The sequence below is a fragment of the Catellatospora sp. NPDC049609 genome (genome assembly GCF_040675365.1).
Lineage (GTDB): Bacteria > Actinomycetota > Actinomycetes > Mycobacteriales > Micromonosporaceae > Catellatospora.
The window spans coordinates 66,981-78,081 of record NZ_JBFAOU010000017.1 but is presented as its reverse complement, the minus strand read 5'-3'; the positions used below and the strand labels follow the sequence as shown (position 1 = coordinate 78,081).

General features: G+C 71.7%; 13 protein-coding genes and 1 pseudogene. 5 read left to right on the top strand and 9 right to left on the bottom strand.

Annotation, left to right across the window (positions count from 1 at the left end; genetic code table 11):
- Window positions 1-56 precede the first annotated feature (56 nt).
- Both AB0J67_RS07850 and AB0J67_RS07845 read right to left on the bottom strand, forming a co-directional pair.
- Entirely contained in the window at window positions 57-839 is a 783-nt protein-coding gene (locus tag AB0J67_RS07850; protein ID WP_363477713.1) for an anti-sigma factor, read from the bottom strand.
- Window positions 826-1,368, bottom strand: a complete 543-nt coding sequence (locus tag AB0J67_RS07845; protein WP_363477710.1) for a sigma-70 family RNA polymerase sigma factor — start codon at window positions 1,366-1,368, stop codon at window positions 826-828. The genes AB0J67_RS07850 and AB0J67_RS07845 overlap by 14 nt, the downstream gene beginning before the upstream one ends.
- Before the next feature lie 376 nt (window positions 1,369-1,744).
- Here AB0J67_RS07845 and AB0J67_RS07840 point away from each other — a divergent pair, with 376 nt between their 5' ends.
- Both AB0J67_RS07840 and AB0J67_RS07835 read left to right on the top strand, forming a co-directional pair.
- Window positions 1,745-2,575 carry a DUF4397 domain-containing protein gene (locus AB0J67_RS07840; protein WP_363477707.1) on the top strand — a complete coding sequence of 277 codons (831 nt, stop codon included), beginning with the start codon at window positions 1,745-1,747 and terminating at the stop codon, window positions 2,573-2,575.
- Window positions 2,576-2,616: 41 nt separating this feature from the next.
- Window positions 2,617-3,261, top strand: a complete 645-nt coding sequence (locus AB0J67_RS07835; protein ID WP_363477722.1) for a class F sortase — start codon at window positions 2,617-2,619, stop codon at window positions 3,259-3,261.
- Here AB0J67_RS07835 and AB0J67_RS07830 read toward each other — a convergent pair.
- From AB0J67_RS07830 to AB0J67_RS07820, 3 genes and pseudogenes are all read right to left on the bottom strand, one after another.
- Window positions 3,242-3,997 (bottom strand): acetylxylan esterase, encoded by a 756-nt coding sequence (locus tag AB0J67_RS07830; RefSeq protein WP_363477719.1) that lies wholly within the window; start codon window positions 3,995-3,997, stop codon window positions 3,242-3,244. The two genes, AB0J67_RS07835 and AB0J67_RS07830, sit on opposite strands and share 20 nt — an antisense overlap.
- A gap of 118 nt (window positions 3,998-4,115) precedes the next feature.
- Window positions 4,116-4,244: pseudogene (locus tag AB0J67_RS07825) on the bottom strand (acetylxylan esterase); the annotation flags it as partial.
- Between the two features lie 73 nt (window positions 4,245-4,317).
- On the bottom strand, window positions 4,318-4,491 hold the full coding sequence (locus tag AB0J67_RS07820; RefSeq protein WP_363477704.1) for a hypothetical protein: 174 nt from the start codon (window positions 4,489-4,491) through the stop codon (window positions 4,318-4,320).
- Window positions 4,492-4,524: 33 nt separating this feature from the next.
- On the opposite strand from AB0J67_RS07820, the gene AB0J67_RS07815 reads away from it, so the two are divergent.
- Window positions 4,525-4,911 carry a Rid family hydrolase gene (locus AB0J67_RS07815; protein WP_363477702.1) on the top strand — a complete coding sequence of 129 codons (387 nt, stop codon included), beginning with the start codon at window positions 4,525-4,527 and terminating at the stop codon, window positions 4,909-4,911.
- A 121-nt stretch (window positions 4,912-5,032) separates the two neighbouring features.
- Here the strand turns inward: AB0J67_RS07815 and AB0J67_RS07810 are convergent, their stop codons facing one another.
- The 3 genes from AB0J67_RS07810 to AB0J67_RS07800 form a co-directional block, all read right to left on the bottom strand.
- Complete coding sequence (locus AB0J67_RS07810) at window positions 5,033-5,647, bottom strand: hypothetical protein (protein ID WP_363477699.1); 615 nt, start codon at window positions 5,645-5,647, stop codon at window positions 5,033-5,035.
- Between the two features lie 181 nt (window positions 5,648-5,828).
- Complete coding sequence (locus AB0J67_RS07805; RefSeq protein ID WP_363477696.1) at window positions 5,829-6,464, bottom strand: NAD(P)-binding oxidoreductase; 636 nt, start codon at window positions 6,462-6,464, stop codon at window positions 5,829-5,831.
- Window positions 6,461-7,324: an NmrA family NAD(P)-binding protein gene (locus AB0J67_RS07800; protein WP_363477693.1), complete on the bottom strand. Its 864-nt coding sequence runs from the start codon at window positions 7,322-7,324 to the stop codon at window positions 6,461-6,463. The genes AB0J67_RS07805 and AB0J67_RS07800 overlap by 4 nt, the downstream gene beginning before the upstream one ends.
- 36 nt (window positions 7,325-7,360) lie before the next feature.
- Between AB0J67_RS07800 and AB0J67_RS07795 the strand changes: the two genes are divergently transcribed.
- Window positions 7,361-7,819, top strand: coding sequence for a MarR family transcriptional regulator (locus tag AB0J67_RS07795; protein WP_363477690.1), 459 nt, complete (start codon window positions 7,361-7,363; stop codon window positions 7,817-7,819).
- 351 nt (window positions 7,820-8,170) lie between these two features.
- On the top strand, window positions 8,171-8,911 hold the full coding sequence (locus tag AB0J67_RS07790) for a hypothetical protein (RefSeq protein ID WP_363477687.1): 741 nt from the start codon (window positions 8,171-8,173) through the stop codon (window positions 8,909-8,911).
- Here AB0J67_RS07790 and AB0J67_RS07785 read toward each other — a convergent pair.
- Window positions 8,808-11,021, bottom strand: coding sequence for a prolyl oligopeptidase family serine peptidase (locus AB0J67_RS07785; RefSeq protein ID WP_363477684.1), 2,214 nt, complete (start codon window positions 11,019-11,021; stop codon window positions 8,808-8,810). The genes AB0J67_RS07790 and AB0J67_RS07785 overlap by 104 nt on opposite strands.
- Between the last annotated feature and the right edge of the window lie 80 nt (window positions 11,022-11,101).

Sequence of the window (11,101 nt, the reverse complement as noted above, 5' to 3'; positions counted from 1 at the left end):
GCTCCGGCCCGAAGCGCGCCGGAGCTGCCCGACCAGGCGACGCCGATGCCTGCCGGTCAGCCGAGCACGCCGCGCAGCAGACTGTCGCCGGAATGGGCGCTGTTGTTGTCGAAGTGCTCGGCCGACACGTCGACCAGGCGGTACGTGCCGAGGTCGGCGTTGGCCGGCAGGCTGAACTCGCCGTCGGAGCCGCCGCCCAGCGTGCCGACGGAGAACATCCGCATGGTGTCGGGGTCGATCAGCCACACCTCGTAGTAGCCGTCGACCGCGGGCAGCCCCGCCACGTGCAGCCGCAGCCGGTGACCATCGACGACCTGGGCCCGGCCCAGCGCCGAGGCAGGGGTGTCGCCGTACGCGCTCAGCTGCGCCGCGGCCACCACGACCGGCTGCTGCGGCGGCTGCGGCCTGGTCCACCACACGCCGCCGGCCGCTCCGGCTGCCAGCGCGGCCAGCGCGACTGCCGTGCTCACCGCCAACCGCGCCCACCTTCGGGCCGTCGGCGGACGCACGGACCCGACGGCCTTGGGCGGGCGTCCGGCGGGCGGCCGGGTCGCGCCCGCGGAAGCGGCACTCGGCCACGAGCCTGACGGTCCGGCGGGCGGTGCCGTCGCGGCGGCGTCGACGCCGGTCTGCGCGGCGATGGCCGCCCAGACATGTGGCGCAGGAGCGGGCAGGTCACGCACGTGCCGGGTCTGTGCCACCACGTCGGAAAGGCGCTGCAATGCGATGACTTCCTGACGGCACGCGCCGCAGGCGGCCAGGTGCTGCACGGCGTCCGGTTCCTGCGCGAGGTCGTCGAAGGCCAGCAGCACCAGCTGGTCGGAATCAAGATGCCGCACCGTCCACCTCCCATCGCTGCTTGATGGCCGCCATGCCGCGGCGGATATGGCTCTTGACCGTCCCCAGCGCCAAGCCCGTCCTATCCGAGATCTGCTGATGCGTCAGATCATCGTAGAAGGCCAGCTCCAACACCATGCGCTGGTCGGCAGGCAACTTCGCCAGCTCGTCGGCGACGACCAGCTGCTCCACGACCTGCTCGGCAGACGGAGCCGGCGGCGGATCAGGCTGCCGGCGCATCACCTCTTCGACACGCTCGACACGCTCATGCACCCGGACCAGATCGATGACCTTCCGGCGGGCGATGGCCAGCAGCCACCCCAGCAGGCTGCCCCGCGCAGGGTCGAACGTCGCCCGACTCAGCCAAGCCGAGACGAACACCGCCTGGGTCACGTCCTCGGCATCGACGCGGCTGCGCAGACACCGGGCCGCCAGATGGAACACCGCACCGCCGTGACGCTCATACGCCTGCCGCAGCGCCGCCTCATCACCGGCGGCGAACCGCTCGGCGAGGTCGTCGACGTCGACCACAGCGGTCTCCTCGTGCTGTCTGCTCACCAGAGAGATCGCCTTCCGTGGGGTCGACCAGACTGTAGCCACTGCACTCACACCGCCTCCTTCCACCCGGCGCAGAAGCTCCTTCACCGGTGCATACGACCGGCGCCACCGCGGCGGATGCAACTGAGCCGGATTTCTTCCCGCGTCCGCCGCGGTCGACGCGCCGGCACTGGCACCCCGTCCGTTCACCGCGCACAGGCTCCCGCGCGGAGTCATACGACCAGCACCGCCGGCATGGATGCGAATGAGACGTACTTCTCTGCCCGCATCTGCCGCGGGCGGGGGCGTCGTAGCTCCCCATGACGGCGCCGACGACCGTCTGGACCAGACGACAAGAGATGAGAAGCCAATGCGCAGTTCGATCCTCCGCCGGATGCTGGCGCTGGGAGCAGTGACAACGGCCGTGACCGCCACCGCCGGACTGGCCACGGCGATGCCCGCCCACGCTGCCACGTCGAAGGTCTCGGTCGTGCACGGCATTCCCGCCACGCCGGTCGACGTCTACGTCAACGGCAAGGTCACCGTGAAGGACTTCAAGCCCGGGGATGTGGCCGGACCGCTGGACCTGGCGGAGGGCTCCTACGACATCGACCTGACCAAGCCCGGTGAGCCGGTCGACAAGGCCATCCTGTCGGTCGACGGCGCCAATGTCCCCGGCGGTGCGAACATCAGCATCGTGGCGCACCTCGACGAGGCCGGCCAGCCGAAGATCACTCCGTTCGTGAACGACGTCAGCAAGGTCGGCGCCGGCAAGGCGCGTCTGATCGTGCGCCACACGGCGGCCGCGCCCGCCGTCGACGTGCGCGCCGGCGGCACCCCGGTGTTCAAGAACCTGACCAACCCCGGCGAGGCCAAGGCGGACCTCGCCGCCGGCACCGTGAACGCCGACGTGGTGCTGGCCGGCACCACCACCGTGGCGATCCCCGCCACCGACGTGAACCTCCGGGAGGGCACCGCCACCATCGTCTACGCCACCGGCTCGGCCGAAGGCAAGACCCTGGGCGTGGTGGCGCAGGTCATCAGCGGCCTGCACTCCGCCCCCCACGGCGTGCCCAGCGGCGACGGCGGTCTGGCCGACGAGTCGAGCCTGAGCGCATGGTGGCTTGCCGCAGGCGTCGCGGTCCTGCTGCTGCTCACGGCCGGTGGCGTGCGGCTGGCCACCCGACGCGCCAGCCGATGAGGTCGAACGCCGAAGGCGCGCCCCGCCACCGCGGGGCGCGCCTGCCCTCCGTCTCGCGGCGAAGCCTGATCACCGGCTCGCTGGGCGCGGCCGCGCTCCTGGCTGCCGGCTGCGCCGGTCCCGGCACCGACGAGCCCTCTGCCGAGGTTCAGGCGCTGGCGAGCCCGTCGCCGACGCCGGCACCCCTGGCAAGCCAGGTGCCGGTGCAACCGGGCGCACTGCCGCAAGCCTCGCAGGCCACCGCGCCGGTGCGGCTGAGGATCCCGGCCATGAGACTCGACGCCGGCGTGCAACCGGTCGGCATCGACCCCCGCACGGGAGACTTCGCCGTCCCACCCAGCGTGGACAACGTCGGCTGGTACAGGTTCGGACCAGGTCTTGAGGCCGCGGGCGGTTCCATCGTCATCGCCGGACACGTCGACAGCTCCAGCCAGGGCAAGGGCGCCTTCTTCGGCCTGCGCGACCTCGACGAGGGCGACCGGGTCGAGGTCCAGGACTCCGCGCGCCGTGTCGTGCGGTTCCAGGTCATCGCCGTCGAACAGTTCCGCAAGACGAAGATCCCTCTGGAGCGCTACTTCGCCCGCGATGGCGCACTCCGGCTGAGCCTGATCACGTGCGGCGGCCCGTTCGACGAGGCGACCCGGCACTACCGGGACAACATCGTCGTCACGGCGGCGGTGGCGTGAGTGCGGCTCCGTGGTGGTCGAAGAGCTGCCGCAGCCATCGCAACTGCCGGGCCTCGTGCGCGTGGTGGCCGCCCTCGTGGCCGCCGAACCGGTACACCTGCATGCTCTTGGGCCCATGATAGAGGTGGAACGCGGCGTAGACCGTCGACGGAGGGCATACCGGGTCCATGAGGCCTACGGAGAACAGCGCCGGTGCGTGCGCCCGTGCCGCCATCGAGCAGACGTCGAAATAGGCGAGGGTGTCCAGCACCTTGCTTTCGGCGTCGGGGTGTATCGCCAGGTAGCGGGCGATCTCGGTGTAGGGGCCGTCGGCGGCGGCCGACAGCGCTCGGGGGATGTCGGCCAGGAACGGCACGTCGATCAGCGCGGCCGCGACGGCGGGGCGCAGGCCTGCGGCGGCCAGCGCCAGCGCGCCGCCCTGGCTGGACCCGGCCACGGCGATGCGGCCGGCGTCGATGCGAGGGTGGGCGGCTGCCGCGTCGACCGCGCGTACGGCGTCGGCGTACACCCGGCGGTAGTAGTAGGCGGCCGGGTCGTGGATGCCGCGGGTGGCGAAGCCGGGGTGGGCGGGGCCGCCGGCCGGGGCCGGGTCCGGGGTGTGGCCCGCGGCCCAGGTCGCGCCCTGCCCGCGGGTGTCCATGACCAGGTGCGCGTATCCGGCGGCCGCCCACATGACGCGTTGGTGGGGCAGCCCGCGGCCGCCGCCGTAGCCGACGTACTCCACGACGCAGGGCAGCCGGTCGCGGCTTTGGGCGGGCAGGTGCAGCCAGGCTCGGATGGGTGCCCCCGTCGAAGCCGGGGAACGTCACGTCGTAGGTGCGCAGCAGCCGCAGACCGCTGTCGATCAGCCGGTAGCTCGGGATGGCGGCGGGCTCGGCGGACCGGGCCAGGGTGTCGTGCCAGAACACGTCCCAGTCGAGGGGCTCGCGTAGCTCGGGCCGGTAGGTCTGGAGCTGCTCTTCGGGCAGGTCGGTCAGGGGCATGCGGTACTCCCGGTGGCGCGGACGTGCCGCCGGGGCTCGGCCCGGCGGCACGTCGTGGTTCGGCCCAGCAGGTTCAGATCGTTTCGAGCAGCAGCTGCTGCCCGGCGGTGATGAGGCCCGGCACGTAGAACGTCAGGGTCAGGGTGCGGCTGGCGCCCGCGCCGACGGCGTACGTGCCGATCTGGTCGAGCGGCACGGTCGGCCGGGTGTAGAGGGTCTGCACGGCGGCGGACCCGTCGACGCTCACCGTCGCCGGGCCGTTCCAGGTGTGGAGTGACGCGTGCGCGAGATCGTCAGTACGGCCGAGGCCCCCAGCTCGCCGGTGTACAGCCAGGCCGTGAAGGCAGGCGACATGGTTTACGTGTCGGGCCTGGTCGGCATCGACGTCGCCACCGGCGCGCTGGCCGGCACGACGATCCAGGAGCAGACCCGGCAGGCCCTGGCCAACTGCCGCGCCGTCCTACGGGCGGCCGGTGCGGCCTGGGAAGACGTCGTCGAGGTGGGTGTGCTGCTGGCGAGCCCGGCTGACTTCGCCGGCATGAACGAGGAGTACGCGACCTGGTTCCCCGGCACACCACCGACGCGCTACGTCGCCAAGCTCGGTGTCGAACTGCCCGGCGTCCTGGTGTCGATCCGGATGACCGCGTTCACCGGCGAGACGGTATGACGTGACCGCTCCCGGCAGGTGTGCTCACCGAACCCTGCGGCGACTCCGCCGCGGAGGCCGCTGACCGTACAACAGCCTGCAGAGGCGTTGGCGGCTCAGCCGGTGTGGCATGTTACCCAGGTCATTCGGCAAGACCCGCGGTGTTCAGCAGCCGCCGCCAGTTGTCCTCGTACGCGCCCCGGTGCCGGCCCCGGCGCAGCCGCTGTTCGGCGGCACCGGCGCCGCAGACGGTGTCGACCATCGCCGGATAGCCGGGGCCGAGGACCACCTCGTCGAAGAAGGTCACCACGTCCGGGGCGAGCACGGTGAACTCGGCCTCTTCGTCCGGGTGCTCGTAGAGGAAGAGGTAGGCGTCCGGGTCCATCCAGTAGACGTCCCGGTCCTGCGTGTCGAGCCGGATCGGACCGCTGCGCGGGATGTCGGCGCGCAGCTTCTTCGGGATGGTCGCCAGTTCGGAACCGATGATCAGCGGGGTGCCCATGGGGCAGCCCGGATCGTCGTACCGGTCGGCCCAGGCCACGCCGTCGAGGAGCTCCTTCGGCGGATCGAAACGGAAGTTGTCCCCGTACAGGCGGCCGAACAGGGCGTACACCTCGGCCAGGCCGGGCATCTGCGGCAGCGGCGGGATCGGCGTCGGCCCGCCGACGTGTACCCCGAATCCGTGTTCGGCCTCCACCTGCCGCAGCAACTCCAGCTTCGCGCGGATCCGGTCCAGCGCCGGGAAGATGTCGTCCACGTTGAAGTACCGTAGCGGCACATGGCACCGCACGAGGGCGACCAGTGTGCCGCTCCACCGTTTCGGGGCACGCCACGGAACATGTGCAGCCTGAGCCCGCCGGCCGCCGAAGGCCGTCGGCCGCACCGCCGTGAGCCGAGAGGAACGTCGCCGGTCATCGGTGCCAAGACGCCGTCGCAGGTCATGCGTTGGCGGCGAACGGGGCCTGGCGAACGTACAGGTTCTGCTCGACGACATCGGCCAGGAACGCGGCGAGGTCGGCGCGGCTGATCGTGGTCTTGCGGGTCGAGGTGTGGGCGTGGTGCTCGACGTCGCCGGTCGGTGGGGTGTCGGTCAGCCGCGGGGGGCGGACCAGGGTCCAGTCCAGGGTGCTGGCCGACCACACGGCGAGCTCGGCGGGCTTGTCTTTGACGACCGCGCCGCCGAGCTTGTTGATCAGGAAGCTGATGGCGCGGTCGCGGCCGGACTTGCGGTCGCCGGGGGCGTCGACGCCCGCGCCGCTGATGCCGACGAACCGCCGCATCCCGTGCCCGTCCATGATCGCGACGAGGTGGCCGGCGGTGCGGGTGTGCAGGTCGGGCTGCTTGCCGGTCGGGCCGAGCGCGGACACGACCGCGTCGGCGCCCTCGACCAGCCGCGCCAGGGCTGCCGGATCGGTGACGTCGCCGTCGACGATCCGCAGACCGGGCAGGTCGGCCAGGTCGGCCAGCCTGGCGCGATCGCGGACCAGGATGCTGACCTGGTGGCCGCGGCTGGTCAGCACGGGGGCGAGCAGGCGGCCGGTGCGGCCGGTCGCGCCGATGAGGGCAATCTTCACGTATGTCTCCCGGGGGTGGTCGTCCAGCTGTCGCGCTCGCGGTGGGCGAACTCGGCGAAGTCGATCGGGTCGCGGCCCAGCACGGCGCGTACGTCGCCGGTGACGGCGGCGGCCAGGCCCAGGCGGGCGGTGGTGTAGATGGCGGTGGTGACGGCGACCATGGGCCAGGGCATGCGCAGGCGGTGGCGGGCGTGGCGGGCATAGGCCAAGGCGCCGGGCCGGGGATAGGCGATGGTGCGGCCGAGTTCGGCCGACAGCAGGGCGGCGACGTCGTGATAGGTCAGGGCGTGCGGGCCGGTCAGCGTCCACGCCCGCCCCGCGTGCGTGCCCGGGTCGAGCAGCGCGGCCGCTGCGACGTGGCCGATGTCGTGGGCGTCGACGAACGAGGTCGCCCCGTCGCCGGCCGGCACCATGATCCGGTCCTGGTCGCGGATGTCGGCGGCGTGGACGGTGGACAGGTTCTGGCAGAAGAACCCCGCGCGCAGGAACGTCCACCGCATGCCGCTGCCGCGCAGCCACGCCTCGACGGTCGCGTGCGGGACGAGGCGGTTGCGTTCGGCGCCCTGCAGGGACAGGAACACCACGTGCCGCATTCCGTGCGCGCGGGCGGCCGACAGCGCGGGAAGCAGATCGCGGCGGACGTTGCCCACCGCAGGAGGGCGTACCAGCAGCATCGACTCGATGTCGGCGAAGGCGCCCGGCCAGGTCGCGGCGTCGGTGAAGTCGAAGACCACACCCCGTGCGCCACCGACGGCCCGTCCGCTGCGCGTGGCCGCCACCACCGCAGCGCCGGAATCGGTCAGCGCCCTGGCTACGACAGTGCCGACGTTGCCGCTGGCCCCGGTGACCAGGATCCCCATCGACACCACCTCCGCATTCGCATGTACTATACATACATGTCCGAGGGTGGCAGACCCGATGCGATCGCCGACATCGACCAGGCGCTGATCCGGCTGCGGCGCCTGCTGGAGCCGCCTGCGGTCGTGGACGATCCGGCCGGGCCGGTGGAAACCTCGACGATTCTGGTGGTCAACGCGGTGGCCGACGGCCCGCTGACCGTCACCGCCGTCGCCGCGGCGCTGTCGGTCACCCACTCCACGGCCAGCAGGCTGATCTCGCGAGCCGTGGCTCACGGCGCGGTCCGCAAGCAGGCCGCCGCAGACGACCGCCGCGAGACCCTGATCGAGATCACCGCCGCCGGAGCGGCCCTGCACCAGCGCGCCCGAGCGTTCAGGCATGCCATGCTCGAGCGGCTGCTGGCAGCATTCACCCCCGAACAGCGTGCGCAGTTCGCGACGCTGCTGAGCATGTTCGCCGACGCGACCCGCAAGCAGCCGCCCCCACCCGAGGACTGAACGGCGGGTCGGACAACGCAATACCAGCCGCGCGCTCCCCGCACCGACCACCCACCGCGACTGCCGGCAGATGGGCGGCATCGACGGCTGTTCACGCATGCCTGAAGGCGGCGTCATCGATGAAGGGAGCACGACGCCGGTGACGTGTGACCCGCGATCGGGGCAGGCGCCGTCTTGGCGTCAAGAAACAGCCCACCGCCGTAGCGATCACGTCAAGACCCTGGTCGGCGACCTCCGGCCCGGGTGTCATGGTGACGTGACACCGACCGCGTCCCCGCTGGAGCCCGCCGATGCCGCGGCCCAGCCGGCCTTCGCCCCAGCCATCTCAGTACTGACCTCGCAGGGATCACGATGACCCTCGGCGACGTCCTGCCCTCGCTGCGCTCCTCCCTCCCGCCCCGCTGGCCCGACCGCGCGATGTGGCCGCTGACCACCGAACACGGTCGAAGCGGCATCAGCCTCGGCGGCGTGCCGCTGATGGAAGTCGAGGAGGAGTTCGGCACCCCGGCATACGTTCTGGACGAAGCCGACGTCCGGGAACGGTGCGCCGCCTACGGAGCCGCATTCGGCCCCGCCCAGGTCTACTACGCCGCCAAAGCGCTGCTCAGCCGCGGCCTGCTGCGATGGATCAACGAAGCCGGACTGGGCCTGGCCGTGTACTCCACCGGCCAGTGGCAGCTCGCCATGGCCGCAGGCTTTCCGCCCGAACGCGTGGTCGTGCACGGCGACGTCGACGCCCGCGGCGCGGGACGCGTCGTCATCGAGTCCGCCGCCGACGTCGCCCGCCTGACCTGCACCCGCCGGCCCCAGCGGCAGAAGGTCATGCTGCGGCTGCTGCCGGCCCATCAGCTGACCGCCCGCAACGCTCCGCGTCCACCGGGCAAGGCAAGTCTGGCCGTCCGGCACGCCGATCACCACCCGGCAGCGTGCGCGGCCGGGTGGGCCGGTAGAGGCTTCGCCGGAGTGCGGGGTGTTGTTGCCGAACGTCTCAGCGCAGGGAGTCGCCGGCTGCCGCGTGCGCGGGTGGTCTTGTCGCGGACCAGCTTTGCAGGCCGGTGGCCGCGGCCGCGAAGGCCAACTCGTCGGCGGTGAGTTCGACGGTACGCGTCACCGCGCGCTGCCCGTGCCCCACATCCTTCTCGCGCCGCACGAGAATCGGCCGGGTTCCCGAAGCGGCGTGTTGCAGCGCGGCCGCCATCTTGCGCGCGTGCAGGGGGTCCACGCGTGTGTCGCCGTCGAAGACGGTGAACAGGACGGCCGGATAGTCGATGCCCTCGTGCACGTTGTGGTAGGGCGAGTACGCCCGCAGCCAGCCGAACTGCTCCGGGTCGGCGACGGTGCCGTACTCGCCGGTCCAGGTCATGCCGAGTCCGAAGCGCTCGTAGCGCAGCATGTCCAGCAGCGGAGCCCCGCAGACGCCACCGGCGAAGAGTTCGGGAAACTGGGTGAGCGCCGCACCGACCAGCAGTCCACCGTTCGAGCCGCCCATGACGCACAGCTGTTCGGGGGTGGTCACGTCGTGTCCGATCAGCCACTGGGCAGCGGCCCTGAAGTCGTCGAAGACGTTCTGCTTGCGGTCGAGCATCCCCGCCCGATGCCACATCTCTCCTTCGTCGCCTCCGCCGCGCAGGCTCGCCATGGCGAAGACGCCGCCCGCGGCCACCCAGGCGGCGGTGGTCGCCCACCACGATGGGCGGACGGGCGTGTTGAAGCCGCCGTAGCCGTAGAGGATGGTGGGACGTGGCCCGGCAGGAGCATGCCGGGCGGCGACCACGAACATCCGCACCTCGGTCCCGTCACCGGACAGATAGGTCACCTGCGAAACCTCCAGCGGGACGGGTGCACGATCTCCCGGCGGCCGCGCCGACGGCGTGACCGAGCCGTCCGCGGCATCGAACCGGTAGACCGCCCACGGATTGGCGAAGTCCGAGTAGCTGAACCAGGCTTCGCCGCTGTCGGCCAAGGTCGTGCGAAGCCCGCCGATACTGCCCGACCCGGGCAGCGCCACGGTGCTCACGCACTCCCCGGTGGCCAGGTCGTGCACGGCGAGCTCGCTGATCGCGTGGCGGGTGCGCGATACCAGCAGCAACGGTCGCGGCAGGTCGACGGCATCGAGGACCGCGTAGTCGGTGAGCACCGCCTCCGGGTCCTCGGGGATCAGGTCGCACCAGTCGGCGTACTCCAGCCGCCCGGGTGTGGCGACACACAGCCGGCCGCGGGGCGCATCCCGGTCGGTCCGGATGTAGGCCCGGCCGCCCCGATGATGCACGGTGGTGCGTGCGTCGGCGTCCTCCCGCTGCACTGTCGTGAACGCGGGATCCTCGATCGACCCGCCGGTGAGGTCAGCCACCCGCACGTTGTCGCGGGGGTCGGTGCCCTGCCGGTCGATCAGGGTCAACCACCGCCCGTCGGCGGAGACGGCGAGGTGGAAGTTGCGGCCCGGTGTGGCGTCCGCGCCGGCGATCAGCACGTCCGTCGCCGGGTCGGCGCCCACCCGGTGCAGGTAGACCCGGCGGTGCAGGTGGCCCTCACCACCCGGAACCGCATCGAAGGGCAGGTGGCGCACGTAATAGAACGCCTCCCCGCCGGGAAGCCACGCGATGTCGGTGTACCGGGATCGGTGGATGGGGCCATCCACGACCTTGCCGGTGGCGACGTCGAGCACATACAGCTCGGAGTCCTCGGTGCCGTTCACCGACAGCCCGTACGCCACGAGCCGGCCCTCGATGCAGGGCTCCGCGAAGTCGATGAGCGTCCGCCCGGTCGGGTCGATCAGCATCGGGTCGATCAGCATCCGCTCGGTGTCGCCGGAGTCGATGGACAGGAATGCCCGATGCTCGTGACCGGCCTCGCGCCGGTAGAAGAACTTGCGGTCACCCCGGCAGACCGGCGTGCTGACGTCACCGATCGCCAACAAGGCGGCCACCTGCGCCCGGAACGGCTCCCGCAGCGGCCAGGTGCGTCTGTGCGCCGCCAGCAGGGCATCCTGTTCGGATGACCACACCTTCGCCTGTGGATCTTCGCCGTCCTCCAGCCATCGGTAGGGATCGTCCACCCGAAGACCCTGCATGTGGTCGAACACCTCGGTGCGGCGCGCGGCAGGGTAACGGGGCCGCTGCCGGGGGCGCTCCGCCGGCGCCCGCACCGCCACCCGATCGGGCCCAGCCGGACGCAGGGTTTTCCACGGCGTTGACCTGGTCATGGGACCCCTCACCTGGCAGGCGAATCGGTGCCGTGCAGCACGATCCGGCCACCGAGGTCTAGGGCGACCTGCCTACCCTA

What these genes read in the sequence shown, in the direction of transcription:
- AB0J67_RS07790 (WP_363477687.1), top strand. Translation starts at nt 8,171, where the DNA reads ATGACCCTCGGCGACGTCCTGCCCTCGCTGCGCTCCTCCCTCCCGCCC.
- AB0J67_RS07840 (WP_363477707.1), top strand. Translation starts at nt 1,745, where the DNA reads ATGCGCAGTTCGATCCTCCGCCGGATGCTGGCGCTGGGAGCAGTGACA.
- AB0J67_RS07800 (WP_363477693.1), bottom strand. Translation starts at nt 7,324, where the DNA reads ATGGGGATCCTGGTCACCGGGGCCAGCGGCAACGTCGGCACTGTCGTA.
- AB0J67_RS07795 (WP_363477690.1), top strand. Translation starts at nt 7,361, where the DNA reads ATGTCCGAGGGTGGCAGACCCGATGCGATCGCCGACATCGACCAGGCG.
- AB0J67_RS07785 (WP_363477684.1), bottom strand. Translation starts at nt 11,021, where the DNA reads ATGACCAGGTCAACGCCGTGGAAAACCCTGCGTCCGGCTGGGCCCGAT.